The sequence below is a fragment of the Duganella zoogloeoides genome, from assembly GCF_034479515.1.
In the GTDB taxonomy this organism is placed as follows: domain Bacteria; phylum Pseudomonadota; class Gammaproteobacteria; order Burkholderiales; family Burkholderiaceae_D; genus Rugamonas; species Rugamonas zoogloeoides.
Window position 1 is genome coordinate 5826383 of sequence record NZ_CP140152.1, and the last position, 16632, is coordinate 5843014.

Below are 16632 nucleotides of genomic sequence, written 5' to 3' on the forward strand. Positions count from 1 at the left end.
GTGCACAACAAGGGTGCACGGTTGCAGGCTAATGATTCTTCACAGAAACTTCACAATTGTGTGGCAGTTCCTCTACTACGCGATATTTCAAGCTATTTTGATTGACATCAAAAAGAACAATAAATTTTTAGGTCACTACGGGGATAAAAGCACGCGATCAGCAGCCATATACACTCACGGGCAACCGATAGCGGTGCGAGTGGGGATGACTTGGCGTGACAGGAGGAGGAAAGCGAACTGCGGAGGAAAGATGCCTGGAGACGATAAAACCCTGCTGTGCATGCCGCTACAGAACTGGCTTAATAACATAAGCAATTGATTTTACGGGAATTTCTGGTGCGGCTGGCTGGAATCGAACCAGCGACCCTTGGCTTCGGAGGCCAATACTCTATCCACTGAGCTACAGCCGCGCGGGGGGAACCTTGAAGGTGTGCCGTAGGATACCGGTTTTATTGGCTCACGTCCATCGGCGCGTGTCGTTTTAACCATGTTGAAGTTTCCCTGTGCCGATTTTTGAGCCTATAATCGGCCGTTTGATAAAGGTTTTGCAAGGCAGCTCGATCGGTAATTCGGCACGCAACCCGGCACAGACTTCAAGGACATCATGAGCGACGCACACAACGAATCCATCATTAAAACGCCCAAACAACTGGTGGGAGCCGTGGTCGGCTTCTTCCTGGTCACGGTGATCGGCATCATCCTGCTGGTCCAGTATGTCACCACGGACAAGCTTACCGGCGCCGGTTCCAACAGCCAGGCGCCCGAGGAAATCGCCACCCGCATCGCGCCGGTGGCCGATACCGGCTTCACCTTCAAGGATGTGAACGCGCCCAAGGTGCTGCAAGCGGGCGACGCCATCTACAACTCCACCTGTGCGGCCTGCCACGGCGCCGGCGTGGCAGGCGCGCCCAAGGTGGGCGATGCCGGCAGCTGGTCGGCGCGTATCGCGCAAGGTTACGATACCGTCCTCAAGCACGCCATCGAAGGCTTGCGCGCCATGCCCGCCAAGGGCGGCAATCCCGACCTCGACGACGTCGAAGTCGCGCGCGCCGTGGTCTTCATGGCCAACCAGTCGGGCGCCAAGTTCAAGGAACCGGAAGTGCCAGCCGCCCCGGCCGCTGCCGAAACTCCGGCAGAACCCGCCAAATAAACCAGCACTCCATAAAAAAACCGGTCCATCGCGACCGGTTTTTTTGCACCCCGCTTTAACCTCCCACTTCAGGGTCAGTGCCGACATTTAGACACAAGCCCAACAGCTACAAGGCTCAGTTCGTGTCCGAATGTCGGCACTGACCCCGAAGTTAGCGGCAGAGACCGTAGGCTTTGCGCTCGGGGAAGTAGCGGTAGGTGAACGTGCGCATCGGGTATTCGGTCAGGGCGATTTCAAACGCTGGCGGCACCACGTCGAAGCGCTCGGGCAGCTTGTCTTTCACGCGCAGGCGCACGCGCCAGATGGTTTCGTCGGCGGTGGCGCCGGCCACCAGCATGTCCGGCACCTTGGGGATGACGTCGACGATCTCGGCGCGCGAGTTGATGGCGCGCTGGTAGAACGTCACCAGCTCGGCCTTGGCGATCACGGCGCCGCGCGGCGCCGTGACGTTGTAGTCGCGCGAGAGGAAACGGGCGCGCTGGCCGCGTGGCACGAAATAGACAAAGGTAAACTCGGCGCCGCCGCCTTCGAGCGTGACCGGCGGCGTGGTCGAAACGCTGATGCCGCGCGGCAGGTCGAAGCGCGAGCCTTCCTGCCAATCCTTGCACTCGGGCGTGGCAGCCATGTAGACGTCAACCGGCTTGTAGGAGTCGCCGCAGGCGCTCAGGGCGAGCATGGCGGTCAGGGGGAGTAAGGCACGCATACGCATGGGTTCGGCTTCCGGGGTTGGGACGATGCGATAGTTTACACGGGACCGTATCGGCGCGCATAAAAAAAGCGGCGTTGTCGCCAACGCCGCCTTTTACATCACCTGCTACCGACTTACCACATGATTACGCGGTCTTTCGGCGCCAGGTACATCTTGTCGCCCGGCTTGACGCCGAAGGCGTCGTAGAAACCTGGCTGGTTGCGCATCGGGCCGTTGGCGCGGAACTGACCTGGCGAGTGCGGATCGGTCTTGATCTGCTGGATCTGCGCCGCTTCACGCATCTTCATGCGCCACACTTGCGCAAAGCCCATGTAGAAGCGCTGGTCGCCGGTCAGGCCGTCGATCACCGGGGCTTCCTTGCCATTCAGCGATAACTTGTACGCCTTGTAGGCAATCGCGATGCCGCTGTTGTCGGCGATGTTTTCGCCCAGGGTCAGTTCGCCGTTGACGTGGTAGCCAGGCAGCGGGCTGAACTGGTTGTACTGCTCGACCAGCATCTTGGTCTTGGTGGCGAAGTTCTTGTGGTCGGCCTTGGTCCACCAGTCGCGCAGGTTGCCGTCGCCGTCGTACTGGGCGCCCTGGTCGTCGAAGCCGTGGCTGATTTCGTGGCCGATCACGCCGCCGATGGCGCCGTAGTTGACGGCGTCGTCGGCAGCCGCATCAAAGAACGGCGCTTGCAGGATGGCGGCCGGGAACACGATCTCGTTCATTTCCGGGTTGTAGTAGGCGTTGACGGTTTGCGGCGTCATGCCCCACTCGTCGCGGTCGATCGGTTTGCCCAGCTTGTTGATTTCCTTGTTGTACTCGAACTCGTGCGAACGGATCACGTTGCCCACCAGATCGTCTTTCGATACGGTCAGCGCCGAATAGTCGCGCCACTTGTTCGGGTAGCCGATCTTGGTGGTGAACTTGGCCAGTTTGGCTTGCGCCTGCTTCTTGGTGACCGGGCTCATCCAATCGAGGGTGTCGATGCTGGTCTTGTACGACGCCAGCAGGTTGTTCACCAGCGCTTCCATGCGCGCCTTGCGGTCGGCCGGGAATTGCTCGGCCACGTACAGCTTGCCCACTGCTTCGCCCAGCGCGCCTTCGGCGACCGAGACGCCGCGTTTCCAGCGTGGACGCTGCTCGGTCACGCCGCTTAGCACGGTGCCATAGAAGGCGAAGTTTTCATCGACGAACGACTTGTTCAGGTACGGTGCGAACGCGCGCACGGTGTGCCACTGGAAGTACGCTTTCAGGGTCTCGACCGGGGTCTTGTTCAGCAGCGCGGTCATGCCTTTCATGTAGCTCGGCTGGCTGACGATCACGTAGTTCACTTTGCCGCCGATGCCGGCATCGGCCAGGTAGGCTTTCCAGTCGTAGCCCGGCGCCAGCGTGTTCAGCTTGGCGACATCGACCTTGTTGTAGGCCTTGATCGGATCGCGCAGTTCTACTTTCGTCCATTGCAGCTTGGCCAGTTGTTTTTCGAATTCCACCACCGCGCGCGCGCTCGCTGGTCCGTTGTTGTCGCCAGCCAGGGTCAGCATCTTGGCCATGTGCTGTTCGTACTTGGCCAGGGTGTCGGCCAGCTTCTTGTCGTCCGCTTTCAGGTAGTAGTCGCGGTCCGGCAGGCCCAGGCCATCCTGGTACAGGTCGGCCACGTACTTGGTCGAATCCTTGTTGTCCTGGTGGATGGCGAAGCCGTACGGGGTGCTCACGCCGATCTTGTTGAAGTGCGCGATCAGCGCTGGCAATTGCTTCTTGTCTTTCAGCGCGGCGATGCGGGCGAACTCGCCTTTCAACGGCGCCACGCCCAGTTGCTCGAGCCTGGCCTCATCCATGAAGCTGGCGTAGAAATCGCCAATGCGTTGCGTGTCGCTGCCGGCCGCCTTGTCCTTGGCGTTGGCGGCGTTTTCGATGATGGTGCGCAGTTGCGGCTGGATGTCGTCGCGCAGCTTTGCAAAGCTGCCCCAGCTGGCTTTGTCGGCCGGGATCTCGGTCGTCGCGAGCCACTTGCCGTTCATGTGGGTAAACAGGTCGTCCTGGACGCGCACGGCCGGATCGATGTATTCGACGGCGATGCCGGAGGTCGGCGCTTTGGCTTGCTGGGTGCTGGCAGGAGTCACACTGGTGGTGTTGTCCGCAGCGCCTGCCAGGCCTGCGATCAGGCTCAGCATCAGTGCACTTACGAGATGACGTTTCACGAAAAATCCTTTGAATGAGGAATACAAAAAGGCCAAGAAAGTACGCTTGGCCAGCCATGAAGTTATATATAAAAACACCAACGGTCGCAAGCGGTTTGCGACAGACGGCATCGCCGCAGGGCCAGGCGGCGTATTTCCGGCTTTTTTACCAGATAATCACGCGCTCTTGCGGCGCCACGTACAGCTTGTCGCCAGGCTTGACGCCGAACGCTTCGTAGAAGCCGGGCTGGTTGACCACGGTGCCGTTGGCGCGGAATTCGCCGGGCGAGTGCGAGTCGGTCTTGATCATCAGGATTTGCTGCGCCTCGCGCGCCTTGGCACGCCAGATCTGCGCCCAGCCCTGGTAGAAGCGCTGCTCCCCCGTAAAGCCGTCGATCACCGGCGCCGGTTTGCCGCCCAGCGACAATTTATAGGCCTTGTAGGCGATCGCCATGCCGCTGTTGTCGGCAATGTTCTCGCCCAGTGTCAGCGCGCCGTTGACATGGTAGCCGGCCAGCGGGCTGTAGCCGTTGTACTGCTTGACCAGCGCGTCGGCCTTGGCCTTGAAGTTGGCGCGGTCGGTGGCGGTCCACCAGTCGCGCAGATTGCCGTCGCCGTCGGCCTGGCTGCCGCCATCGTCGAAGCCGTGGCTGATTTCATGGCCGATCACGGCGCCAATGGCGCCATAATTGACGGCATCGTCGGCGTTCACGTCGAAGAACGGCGGCTGCAGGATCGCCGCCGGGAACACGATCTCGTTCATCGTCGAGCTGTAATAGGCGTTGATGGTTTGCGGCGTCATGCTCCATTCTTCGCGGTCGATCGGCTTGCCGAGCTTGTTGACCATGCGCTGGTGAGCAAAGCTCGAAGCACGCAACACGTTGCCCACCAGGTCGCCCTTGACGATCACCAGCGACGCGTAGTCGCGCCACTTGCTCGGGTAGCCGATCTTGGGACGGAACTTGGACAGTTTATCTTGCGCTTCGCGCTTGGTTTCCGGGCCCATCCAGTCCAGGCCGTCGATGCTGGTTTTGTACGCGGCCATCAGGTTTTGCACCAGGGCGTCCATGCGCGCCTTGCGCTCGGGCGGGAAGTGTTGCGCCACGTAAGCCTGGCCCAGGGCCTCGCCCAGCGCGCGTTCGACCAGGCCCACGCCGCGTTTCCAGCGGTCCTGCTTGACGGCCACGCCGGTCAGCGCAGTGCTGTAGAAATCGAAGTCGGCATCGGCAAACGGCTTCGACAGGTAAGGCGACGCACTGCGCAGCAACTGCCATTCAAAGTATGCTTTCCAGGTGGCCAGGTCGGTTTTTTCCAGGACGGCGGTATAGCCGGTCAGGAAGCTCGGCTGGTTGACGATTGCGTAGTCGGTCTTGCTGCCCACGCCGGCGGATGCCAGCGCGTGGTTCCAGTCGTAGCCTGGCGCCAGTTCGCCCAGCTTGGCAAACGGCACCTTGTTGTAGCGCTTGACCGGGTCGCGGTTTTGCACCTTGGTCCACTGCGCTTCGGCCAGCGCGGTTTCCAGCGCAACGATGGCCTTGGCGCTGGCCTGCGGGTTTTGCGCGCCGGCCAGCTCGAGGATTTTCGCCACGTGGGCTTCGTATTTGACCAGGATGGCGGCCAGTTTGGCGTCGTCCTTTTTCAGGTAGTAGTCGCGGTCCGGCAAGCCCAGGCCGCTTTGCGAAATGCCGACCGCGTACTTGGTCGATTCGCGCGCATCCTGGCGCACATAGACGCTGTACGGCACGGTCACGCCGATCTGGTCCAGGTGGGCGATCAGCATCGGGAAGGCCTTCTTGTCCTTGACGCCGCGAATGCGGTTCAGTTCACCGGCGAGCGGCTTGACGCCCAGCGCATCGAGCCTGGCCTCGTCCATGTAGCTGGCGTAGAGGTCGCCGAGCTTTTGCGCATTGCTGCCAGCCTTGCGGGCCTTGTCGTTTTCAGCCGCTTCGATGATGGCGCGCAGCTGCGGCAAGGTGTTCTCCTGCAACTGGATAAACGAACCCCAGCGTGCGCGGTCGCCCGGGATCTCGGTGTTCCTGACCCAGCCGCCATTCTGGTAGGCATAGAAATCGTCTTGCGGACGCACGCTGGTGTCCATGTTTTTCAGCTCGATGCCGGAAGACACGGCGGCAGGCGCCGGGGTGTCGGCAGCGCCGGCAAAGGCGGTGGCCAGGCTCAGTGCCAGGGTGGTCAGCAAATATTTTTTCACTACGTGTCCTTTTAGGTCAAAACGTCCGAAAGCGTACCCGGCACTTGCATGGTTCATGCAGCGCCGGGTTGCCGCGCGAATATTCTAACGCCACAGGACGCGTGTTACCGCCCAGTTACTTTACGATACACAGCGGGCGGGTCAGCCGCCGGGCAGGCTCATGCTGGCGCCGCCGGCGCCCACGCCGATGCCCATGCCACCCTGGCCGCCGCCCTTGCGGCCGCCACCGCGATGTTCGCCGCCGTCGTCGCGGCGCTCGCCACGGCCGGGACCGGGGCCGCCGTTGTCCTGCACCCGCAGCAGGTGTTCATTGAGTTGCTGGGCAACGATGCCGCGCTGGGTTTCGTCCAGCGCGTCATTGACGATCAGCCACCATTCGCGCAACTGCTTTTCCTCGCTCGCGGACGCGGTGCTTTCCGCTTCCACGGTGCGGGCGACATCGCGCAGTTCCACGCCGGGCGTTTGCGCAGCGGTCAGTGCGGCCGCCTGCAGGCGTTCGCGCCGCGACTTGCGCTCGCGCAGCAGGTTGCGGGTGCGGCTCTCGGTTTGCTGCCACAGTGTCTGCTGGTTGGCGTTGAGCTTGAGTTGCTGCTTGAGGTCGGCGGCCAGCGGCAGGAAATCTTCGGCGCGCATGTCCATCACGGGCACGGCAAACGCTGGCGACAACATGGCGCCAAGCGCCAGCGCGGCGGCCAGGCGGCGCAGGGAAAACGGCAAGATAGAACGCATAGGGATAACTCCAGGGTAAGGCCTGCGCAGGGCAAAAAAAAGCCTGCGCTTTTTGGGGCGCAGGCAAAAACCACTTCAGGGTAGAGAGAAATACGAGTTCAGTGTAGGCCGCGAAAATCACGATCCACAAAATTCTTACAAATGCTTACGGCCGTGAACGTGGGATACACCCAATACAAACCGTCACAATTGCCGTTTCACCAGTTGGGAATTGGGCTACTTTAAATGTCAACGCGACGCGTTGTAAATCGCCGTAAAGTTATAAATGATTTCGGGAGGGCTACTACGTTTGCTGGGAATCAGGTTTATACTCGTTTCAATGCAGGTGCACGCTGCTCTCTCTTTCGGGTGAAACATGGGCAAGAAACTAAAGAATTCCGGGTTGATCGGCTTGGGCGTGGTGGCCGGCGTGGCCCTGTCGCTGCAGTTTTCGGCGATGGCGCAAAAGCCGGCCGTGCCGGCGCTGCCGCTGGCGGAATTGCGCCAACTGGCCGATGTGTTTGGCCTGATCAAATCGGACTACGTGGAACCGGTGGAAGACAAGAAGCTGCTGACCGAAGCCATCTCCGGCATGGTGGCCTCGCTCGATCCGCACTCGGCCTACCTCGACAAAAAGGCGTATGCCGAACTGCGCGAAGGTTCGCAAGGCAAGTTCGTCGGCCTCGGCATCGAGATCGGCCCCAGCGAGGACGGCTACATCAAGATCGTCGCGCCGATCGAAGACTCGCCGGCCTGGCGCGCCGGCATCAAGCCGGGCGACCTGATCAGCCGCCTCGACAATACGCCGTTGAAGGGTATGCCGCTCGACGACTCGGTCAAGCTGATGCGTGGCGAGCCGCACTCGAAAGTGGCGCTGACCGTGTTGCGCAAGGGCGAGCAGGAACCGCTGGTGTTCAACCTCACGCGCGAGGAAATCATCCAGAAAAGCGTAAAGGGTAAATTGATCGAACCGGGCTACGCCTGGCTGCGCATTTCGCAGTTCCAGGAACCGACGGTCGATGACATGGCCGAGAAAATTGCCGAGCTCTACAAGCAAGACCCGCACATCAAGGGCCTGGTGCTGGACTTGCGCAACGACCCCGGCGGCGTGCTGCAAGGCGCGATCGGTGTGGCGGCAGCCTTCCTGCCAAAAAACCAGGCAATCGTCTCGACCAACGGCCAGCTGGCCGAGCAGAAAACCGTGTATTACGGCCGCCCCGAGTATTACCAGTTGCACGCCGATACCGATGCGCTGGCCAAGCTGCCCGAGGCCCTCAAGCAAGTGCCGATGGTGGTGCTGGTCAATACCGGTTCGGCCTCGGCCTCCGAAATCGTCGCGGGCGCCTTGCAGGACTACCAGCGCGCCGAGATCATGGGCACGCAAACCTTCGGCAAGGGCTCGGTGCAAACCATCCGCCAGCTCACCGCCGACACCGCCGTCAAGCTGACCACTGCGCGCTACTACACGCCCAAGGGCCGCTCGATCCAGGCCAAGGGGATTACACCCGACCTGCTGGTCGATGAATACGCCGACGGCGACGGCGTCAACGCGCTGCGCACGCGCGAGGCCGACCTGGCCAAGCACCTGTCCAACGACCGCGAGCAGGAGGGCGCGCAAAGCAAGCGCGACGAACTGGAAGAGCAACTGCGCATCATTGCCATGGAAAAGCAGCGCAAGCCGCTCGAATACGGCAGCAGCGACGACTTCCAGCTGGCGCAGGCGCTCAACCGCCTCAAGGGCAAGCCGGTGCAGTTCGCCAAGCCGGAGACCACGGTGGTGCAGGCCAATCTGGGCAAGTAAGGCGCGACATCACGATTTTAGAGCGGCGCTTCGGGCGCCGCTTTTATTTGCGCGTAACGTGCAGCCATTGTGTAGAATTTGCTCCACTATTGGCACTCGCCATTGCCCCATTTGAAAGCTTAATCATGAAACAAGCCGTCATCAGCGGTACCGGTCTTTTTACGCCATCGCAGTCGATTTCCAACGAGGAACTGGTCGAAAGTTTTAATGCCTACGTGGCGCAGTTCAATGCCGACCATGCCGCCGCCATCGAGGCCGGCACCGTCACCGCGCTCGAGCCGTCGAGCGTGGCGTTCATCGAAAAGGCGTCCGGCATCAAGTCGCGCTTTGTAATGGAAAAAGCCGGCATTCTCGATCCGCAGCGCATGGTCTCGCACATTCCCGAACGCGGCGACGACGAACTGTCGTTGCAGGCAGAAATCTGCGTGGCAGCGGCCCACCAGGCGCTCGACCGCGCAGGCCGCACCCCGGCCGATATCGACATGGTGCTGGTCGCCTGCTCCAATATGCAGCGCGGCTACCCGGCCATGGCGGTGGAAGTACAGGCCGCGCTCGGTATCGACGGCTACGGCTTCGACATGAACGTGGCCTGCTCGTCGGCCACCTTCGGCATCCAGCAGGCGGTGGCGGCCGTGCAAAGCGGCCAGGCCCGCGCGGTGCTGGTCCTCAACCCGGAAATCACCAGCGGCCACCTGAACTGGCGCGACCGCGACAGCCATTTCATTTTTGGCGATGCCTGCACCGCCGTGGTGGTGGAACTGGCCGAGAACGCCAGGGGCGCACACCGCTGGGAAATCCTCGATACCAAGCTGAAAACCAGCTTCTCCAACAATATCCGTAACAACTTCGGCTTCCTCAACCGCTTCGACGAAGCGGGCGTGGGCCAGCCGGACAAGCTGTTCCGCCAGCAGGGCCGCAAGGTATTCAAGGACGTGTGCCCGATGGCCGCCGAAATGATCAAGGACACCATCGCCCACGCCGGCCTGCAAGTGTCCGATGTCAGCCGCTACTGGCTGCACCAGGCCAACCTCAACATGAACCTGTTAATCAGCCGCATGGTGCTGGGCCGCGATGCCGAGCCGGGCGAAGCGCCGGTCATCCTCGACAGCTACGCCAACACCTCGTCGGCCGGCTCGGTTATTGCCTTTCATAAACATTCGGACGATATGGCGGCGGGACAGTTGGGCGTGCTGTGCTCGTTCGGCGCCGGCTATTCGATCGGTTGCGTGGTGTTGCGAAAAGTTTAATTAAATGACCACTTCGGCGTCCCCGGCTCCCCGGGGATGGCAGAAGTTCCAACTAATTGGCTGGTGGTTTGCATTTTTTGACAGCAATTGCCGTGTGATGTGCTACTCTTGGGTTGTTTTCCAACAATCTTTCAGAGGAGTCCCCCCCGCATGCCCCACAACATCAGTCTGATTACCACCATTGCCGCCGCACTTGGATTTGGTCTCGTCCTTGGTTATATAGCAACGCGCTTGCGATTACCGGCGCTGGTGGGATATCTCGCTGCGGGCATCATGTTGGGACCGGCAACACCGGGATTCGTGGCCGATGCCGCGCTGGCTGCCCAGCTGGCCGAGATCGGCGTGATGCTGATGATGTTCGGCGTGGGCCTGCACTTCTCGCTCGACGACCTGTGGGCGGTGCGCAAGGTGGCGCTGCCCGGCGCGGTGCTGCAAATCGCGGTGGCCACCGGCATGGGCATGGGGCTGGCGCACTGGTGGGGCTGGAGCATCGGTGGCGGCCTGGTTTTCGGGCTGGCGCTGTCGGTGGCCAGTACCGTGGTGCTGCTGCGCGCGCTCGAGGAGCGCGGCATCCTCGATAGTTTCAACGGCCGCATCGCGGTCGGCTGGCTGGTGGTTGAAGACCTGGTGACCGTGATGGTGCTGGTGCTGCTGCCCGCCGTGGCCGGCTCCCTTGGCGGCACCACCATGGACGCCCACGGCGTGGCGATTCCCGCCGGCGAAGTCGATCTGTGGAGCACGCTCACCATCACCCTGGGCAAGGTTGCCGCGTTTATCGCGCTGATGCTGGTGGTCGGCCGCAAGCTGTTCCCCTGGATCCTGTGGCAAGTGGCGCGCACCGGCTCGCGCGAACTGTTTACGCTGTGCGTGATCGCCGCTGCCGTCGGTATCGCCTACGGCTCCACCCATTTCTTCGGCGTGTCGTTCGCGCTGGGCGCATTCTTTGCCGGCATGGTGCTGCGCGAATCGGAACTGGCGCACCGCGCCGCGCAAGAGTCGCTGCCGCTGCGCGACGCGTTTGCCGTACTGTTCTTCGTCTCGGTGGGCATGCTGTTCGAGCCGGCCATCGTCACCGAACAGCCGCTCAAGTTGCTGGCGGTGGTGGCGATTATCGTGTTTGGCAAGTCGGTGGCGGCGTTCCTGCTGGTGGTGCTGCTGCGCTACCCGGCCAAGACGGCGCTGATGGTCTCGGCCAGCCTGGCGCAGATCGGCGAATTCTCGTTCATCCTGGCCGCGCTGGGCATGTCGCTCGGCCTGATGCCGGCCGAGGGCCAGAGCCTGATCCTGGCAGGCGCCATCATCTCGATCGCGCTGAACCCGGTCGTCTTCAGCGTGACAAAACCGCTCGAGCGCTGGCTCACCCGTGACGGTTCGGTGATTTCCAACCTCGAGCGCGCGGCCGATCCGCTGGCCGAACTGCCGATGTCGGTGCCGCACGAACATCTCGACGGCCAGGTGGTGCTGGTCGGTTACGGCCGCGTGGGCCGCCGCATTGCCGAGGTGCTGCTCAAGCACAGCATCCCGTTCGTGGTGGCCGAGCAAAATCGCGAAGTGGTCGATCAACTGCGCCGCAAGGGCATCCATGCAGTGGCCGGCAATGCCGGCGAGCCGGCGGTGCTGATCCAGGCCCACGTGGCCCGCGCCAGCATGCTGGTGATTGCCACGCCAGACACCTTCCACGTGCGCGCCATGGTGGAAACCGCGCGCCTGCTCAACCCGAACATCAAGACAGTGGTGCGCACGCACAGCGACGAGGAAGCGGAACTGCTGCGCAGCGAATTGCCGGCCAAGATCTTCATGGGCGAGGAAGAGCTGGCCAACGGCATGACCGACTTCGTGATCAAGAATTTCGAGCGCAAGCAAGGTGGCGGGCACTAACAGCGCCAGCTAAAGCCGCGCGGCCAGCTCGGCCCCCTCCCTGATGGCCCGCTTGGCGTCGAGTTCCGACGCCAGCGCGGCGCCGCCGATCCGATGGAAGCGCGGGTCCGCTGCTGCCGGCAGCAACTCCACCAGGCTCTCCTGCCCCGCGCAAATCACCACGTTATCGACTGCCAGCAACCGCTGCTCGCCACCAACCGTGATGTGCAGGCCGTGGTCGTCGATGCGGTCGTATTGCACGCCCGCCAGCATCACCACGCCATGTCTCGCCAGCACCGCGCGGTGCACCCAGCCCGACGTCTTGCCCAGTCCCGCACCCGGCTTCGACAGCTTGCGCTGCAGCAGGTATAACTGGCGCTGTGGCTGCGGCTGCGCCGGCGGTACCAGGCCGCCGCGGGCGTCGCCATGCAGGTCCACGCCCCATTCGCCGGCCCAGGCGTCCACCGGTTGCGGCAGCGGGTGGGCCGGATCGTGCAGCAGGAATTCACCCATGTCGAAGCCGATGCCGCCCGCGCCGATGATCGCCACCCGCTTGCCCACTGGCGCCTTGTCGCGCAGCACGTCCAGGTACGACAGCACCTTCGGGTGATCGATGCCGGCGATGGCCGGCAGCCGCACCTTGACGCCTGTCGCCACCACTATGTCATCGTAGCCGTCAGCCAGCAATTGTTGGCGCGTGGCGCGCACGCCGAGTTTCACCGCCACACCCAGCAGCGCCAGCTGGCGCCCGAAATAACGGATGGTTTCGGAAAATTCTTCCTTGCCCGGGATCTGCATGGCAATGCGGAACTGGCCGCCGATGGCAGTAGCCGCCTCGAACAAGGTGACCTCGTGGCCGCGCTGCGCCGCCACTACTGCGGCCGACAAACCGGCCGGGCCCGCCCCCACCACGGCGATGCGGCGCGCCTGCGCAGGCGGCGCGTACACCAGCTCGGTCTCGTGGCAGGCGCGCGGGTTGACCAGGCAGCTGGCGCGCTGGTTGGCGAACGTATGGTCGAGGCACGCCTGGTTGCAGCCGATGCAGGTATTGATTTCGTCGGCGCGGCCCGAAGCGGCCTTGTTGACGAATTCGGCGTCGGCCAGGAACGGCCGCGCCATCGAGACCAGGTCGGCGTCGCCGCGCGCCAGGATGCTTTCTGCTTCGGCCGGCATATTGATGCGGTTCGACGCCACCACCGGAATGGTGACGGCCTGGCGCAGCCGCCCAGCCAGGCCGGCAAACGCGGCGCGCGGCACCGATGTCACGATGGTGGGCACGCGCGCCTCGTGCCAGCCGTAGCCGCTGTTGAGGATATTCACGCCCGCGCCCTGCAATGCCTGGGCAACAGTCACCACCTCGTTCCAGGTATTGCCCCCTTCCACCAGATCGAGCAGCGAATGGCGGTACATGATGATGAAGTCCGTGCCGACCGTGGCGCGCACCCGGCGCACGATCTCGACCGGCAGGCGCATGCGGTGTTCGATAGGGCCGCCCCAGCGGTCGGTGCGCAGGTTGGCGCGCGCGCACAGGAACTGGTTGAGCAAATAGCCTTCGCTGCCCATGATTTCCACGCCGTCGTAGCCGGCAGCCTTTGCCAGCCGGGCGCAGCGCGCGTAGTCGCGGATGGTGGCTTCAATGCCGGCCTCGGTGAGCGCGCGCGGCTTGAACGGCGAGATCGGCGATTGTTTGGCCGATGCCGACACCACCAGCGGCTGGTAGCCATAACGCCCGGCATGCAGGATCTGCAACAGGATCTTGCCGCCCTCTTCGTGCACGGCGCTGGTGACCTTGCGGTGATTGAAGATGTCGCCGCGCCAGTTCAGGGTCCCTCCAAAGGGCAACAGCCAGCCTGCGCGGTTGGGAGAGATGCCGCCCGTAACGATCAATCCGACTCCGCCGCGCGCACGTTCGCGATAGAATGCGGCAAGTTTGCCGTAGTGATAAAAGCGGTCTTCGAGCCCGGTATGCATCGAGCCCATGATCACGCGGTTCTTCAGGGTCGTAAAACCGAGGTCGAGGGGCGCGAGCAAATGCGGGTGGTGGAGGGATGCCATGCCGTGTGTATGCGCCCTGTGATAAATACTGGAGGGTTACGGTTAGGTAACGGGAGAGTGTTGCCCTTGTATTCTGCCACCCTTTCCCGTAGGCTGGAAAAATGATGCGATTCCTTCTGTTACTGTTGTTAGGTGTCACCGCCCCGCTGGCCATGGCGCAAACACCGAAACCGGACACGTCCCGGCTGGAGGTGTCGGTCAACCGGGTGGAGGTGGACGGTCAGCATATGTACGAACTCGACGCCAGCGGCGTCGTGGCCGCGCCGTTGCCGCGCGTGTGGCGCATCCTCACCAACTACGAACGCATGACCGAATTCGTGCCCGACCTGGAGTCGTGCAAGGTGCTATCGCGCAATGGCAACGAAGTCATGATCGAGCAATTCGGCGTGGCCCGGCTGCTGTTCATGACGCGGGCCATCCACCTGATCGTGCGCGCCACCGAGCAGCCGATGTCGGCCATCGACATCGCCCTGGTGTCGGGCGACATGAAACACTACGAGGCGCGCTGGGAACTGATCCCCGTGCCCGAGACCGGCGGCACCAAGGTGGTGTACAAGGGCCGCATGATGCCCAATTTCTATGTGCCCAGCCTGTTCGGCTCGAAGATGATACGGTCGGACGTCGAGCACATGATGCGCGCCGTGCTCACCCGCCTGGACCGCCGCGAGGACCGCCAGCCCAGCGTCAATTCGATCCTGATCCCGCCAGCGACCACTCCGGCGCCGGCCAGATAATCAGGACAGGCGGGTATCGCGGTCGCGCAGCTCGGCGAAGTTTTCCAGGCTGCCCAGCTTGATCATCACCGGGTTCAAACTGGCGTGCTGCATGGCGCGCCAGGCGAACAGCCACTCCTGCTCCTGCGCCTCGGCCGCCGTCTTGGTGAAGGCGGCGCCTAGCGCGGCGCGCACGCCGTATTCCACCACGCCATCGATGCCGGCCCAGTTGGGCAGGGTGCGCTGCACCGCGCGGTGCAGGCGCTCACCGAATTCTTCGCTGTTGTGGATGACCAGGCAGCTGTCGGCGGAAAACAGGTCGAACAGCTTGCGGTCCCACACTTGCGAAAAGCTCAGTGCCAGGCACGGCGGCGCTGCGCGCAGGATGAACTGGCCCTGGGTCAGCGCCAGTTCCAGGTCTTCGCGCACGCCGTAGCGGTACAAGGTCGGAGGACGTTGGTAGTCATGCATACAAAACTCGATTCTAATCAGGTTGTTTGGTCGGCGGACGGCGCACGTGACGCAGCGCGCGCATCGCGGCCGAGGCGATGAAGATTTCGCGCAGCAGGTAGCAGAAACTGCCGATCAGGCAGAACACGGAAAACACGAACATGCCGGCAATGTATTTTTCCAGCGCGATGTCGGTGATATCGCTGAAGAACAGCATGGCGATCACCAGGCAGACCATCAGGCCGCAGGCGGTGGACAGGGCGATCGAATAGTTGATCAGGTGCGAGCGCCGGTACATCACGTCAAGCTCGTTGATGTACATGTCGCTGTAAGCGATATCGAGCCGGTCCTCGAGCACGCGCGAGCGGTCGATGATGCGCGCCAGGCGGTTGGTGAGCACGATCAGGTTGGTGCACACGCCGGACAACAGGAACACCGGCGCAATGGCCAGCTGGATGAGGTGGCCGATATCGCCGAGCTGAATATTCATAAATGACGGTACGCTGAAAATGATACTGGGCCTCTTCGGGCGGTCCTTGCTGGGAGTTGCTAGTGTAGCAGCCCGGCACACCGCCCGGCCAACTTTAGCGCGCTAATCAAAAGCCCGGAGGCGCCAGAACTGCTCGGTTGCGGCCACGAGGGCCCGCGCGATGCCTTGCTCCATGGCGCCATGGCCGGCGTCCGGGATCATGCGCATCACCGATCCCGGCCACGCCTGCTGCAGGCGCCACGCCGACAGCGGCGGGCAGATCACGTCGTAGCGGCCCTGCACGATCACGGCCGGCAAATGGGCGATGCGGCCGATGTTGCGCACCAGCTGGTCGTCGCTGAAAAAGCCGAGGTTGGCCATGTAGTGCGATTCCAGGCGCCCGACGCCGAGGTCGAGCGCGTCGCATGGCGCGTCCTCGGGCTGTGGCAGCAGGAACACGCGGCGGCCCTCGAAGCGGCTCCAGGCGCGCACGGCCGGCCAATGCACGGCCGGATCGTCGCTCATGATGCGGCGCACGTAGGCGCCCAGCAGGTCGCCACGCTCGGCTTGCGGGATCGGCGCCACGAATTCTTCGTACAGTTCCGGGTAAAACCATTGCACGCCGTGCAGGAACCAGTCGATCTCGGGCTGGGTGCACAGGAAAATCCCGCGCAAGACAAACCCCAGGCAGCGCTCGGGATGGGCCTGGCCATAGGCCAGCGCCAGCGTGGAACCCCACGAGCCGCCAAACACCAGCCACTGGCCGATCCCGAACTGGCGGCGCAGCCGCTCGATGTCGTCGATCAGCAATTGCGTGGTGTTGTTGCGGCATTCGCCGACCGGGACCGACTTGCCGGCGCCGCGCTGGTCGAACAGGATCACGCGGTAGCGCTCGGGGTCGAAAAAGCGCCGGTGCTGCGGCGACAGGCCGGCGCCGGGGCCGCCGTGCAGGAAGATCACTGGGATGCCATCCGGATTGCCCACTTCTTCCCAATAAATGGTGTGGATCTCGTCCACGGCCAGCATGCCGTGGCGGGTGGGTTCGGTGGGCGGGAACAGCGGGGAATGGGGGTCGAACATGGCAATCCTTCAGGCGACGATA

General features: G+C 62.8%; 13 protein-coding genes and 1 tRNA gene. 5 read left to right on the top strand and 9 right to left on the bottom strand.

The features are described from left to right. Positions 1–334: 334 nt before the first annotated feature. Positions 335–410, bottom strand: a tRNA-Arg gene (locus SR858_RS25655). 194 nt (positions 411–604) lie between these two features. On the opposite strand from SR858_RS25655, the gene SR858_RS25660 reads away from it, so the two are divergent. Next, a complete protein-coding gene (locus tag SR858_RS25660; RefSeq protein ID WP_019923950.1) occupies positions 605–1150 on the top strand; it encodes a c-type cytochrome in 546 nt (181 codons plus the stop codon). A gap of 151 nt (positions 1151–1301) precedes the next feature. Here the strand turns inward: SR858_RS25660 and SR858_RS25665 are convergent, their stop codons facing one another. From SR858_RS25665 to SR858_RS25680, 4 genes are all read right to left on the bottom strand, one after another. Further along, entirely contained in the window at positions 1302–1853 is a 552-nt protein-coding gene (locus SR858_RS25665; RefSeq protein WP_322534127.1) for a hypothetical protein, read from the bottom strand. A gap of 119 nt (positions 1854–1972) precedes the next feature. Then, positions 1973–4015 carry a M13 family metallopeptidase gene (locus tag SR858_RS25670; RefSeq protein ID WP_019923952.1) on the bottom strand — a complete coding sequence of 681 codons (2043 nt, stop codon included), beginning with the start codon at positions 4013–4015 and terminating at the stop codon, positions 1973–1975. Between the two features lie 172 nt (positions 4016–4187). Beyond that, the gene (locus SR858_RS25675) at positions 4188–6230 is read right to left on the bottom strand and encodes a M13 family metallopeptidase (protein WP_051120386.1); all 2043 of its coding nucleotides are present in this window, start codon (positions 6228–6230) and stop codon (positions 4188–4190) included. A gap of 141 nt (positions 6231–6371) precedes the next feature. Then, on the bottom strand, positions 6372–6959 hold the full coding sequence (locus tag SR858_RS25680) for a hypothetical protein (protein ID WP_019923954.1): 588 nt from the start codon (positions 6957–6959) through the stop codon (positions 6372–6374). A 355-nt stretch (positions 6960–7314) separates the two neighbouring features. On the opposite strand from SR858_RS25680, the gene SR858_RS25685 reads away from it, so the two are divergent. The 3 genes from SR858_RS25685 to ybaL all read left to right on the top strand — a co-directional run bounded on the left by SR858_RS25685 (position 7315) and on the right by ybaL (position 11864). Continuing rightward, complete coding sequence (locus SR858_RS25685; protein ID WP_026637654.1) at positions 7315–8739, top strand: S41 family peptidase; 1425 nt, start codon at positions 7315–7317, stop codon at positions 8737–8739. 125 nt (positions 8740–8864) lie between these two features. Next, complete coding sequence (locus SR858_RS25690) at positions 8865–9986, top strand: beta-ketoacyl-ACP synthase III (protein WP_019923956.1); 1122 nt, start codon at positions 8865–8867, stop codon at positions 9984–9986. 150 nt (positions 9987–10136) lie between these two features. Continuing rightward, positions 10137–11864 (top strand): YbaL family putative K(+) efflux transporter, encoded by a 1728-nt coding sequence (ybaL, locus tag SR858_RS25695; RefSeq protein ID WP_026637655.1) that lies wholly within the window; start codon positions 10137–10139, stop codon positions 11862–11864. Between the two features lie 9 nt (positions 11865–11873). Here the strand turns inward: ybaL and SR858_RS25700 are convergent, their stop codons facing one another. Beyond that, positions 11874–13898: an NADPH-dependent 2,4-dienoyl-CoA reductase gene (locus SR858_RS25700; RefSeq protein ID WP_026637656.1), complete on the bottom strand. Its 2025-nt coding sequence runs from the start codon at positions 13896–13898 to the stop codon at positions 11874–11876. Between the two features lie 101 nt (positions 13899–13999). Here SR858_RS25700 and SR858_RS25705 point away from each other — a divergent pair, with 101 nt between their 5' ends. Further along, positions 14000–14632, top strand: coding sequence for an SRPBCC family protein (locus SR858_RS25705; protein ID WP_322534129.1), 633 nt, complete (start codon positions 14000–14002; stop codon positions 14630–14632). Here the strand turns inward: SR858_RS25705 and SR858_RS25710 are convergent, their stop codons facing one another. The 3 genes from SR858_RS25710 to pip all read right to left on the bottom strand — a co-directional run bounded on the left by SR858_RS25710 (position 14633) and on the right by pip (position 16610). Then, positions 14633–15082, bottom strand: a complete 450-nt coding sequence (locus tag SR858_RS25710; RefSeq protein WP_026637657.1) for a hypothetical protein — start codon at positions 15080–15082, stop codon at positions 14633–14635. Between the two features lie 13 nt (positions 15083–15095). Further along, the gene (locus SR858_RS25715) at positions 15096–15551 is read right to left on the bottom strand and encodes a DUF2721 domain-containing protein (RefSeq protein ID WP_019923961.1); all 456 of its coding nucleotides are present in this window, start codon (positions 15549–15551) and stop codon (positions 15096–15098) included. 102 nt (positions 15552–15653) lie between these two features. Beyond that, positions 15654–16610 (bottom strand): prolyl aminopeptidase, encoded by a 957-nt coding sequence (gene pip / locus SR858_RS25720; protein ID WP_019923962.1) that lies wholly within the window; start codon positions 16608–16610, stop codon positions 15654–15656. Positions 16611–16632: the final 22 nt, after the last annotated feature.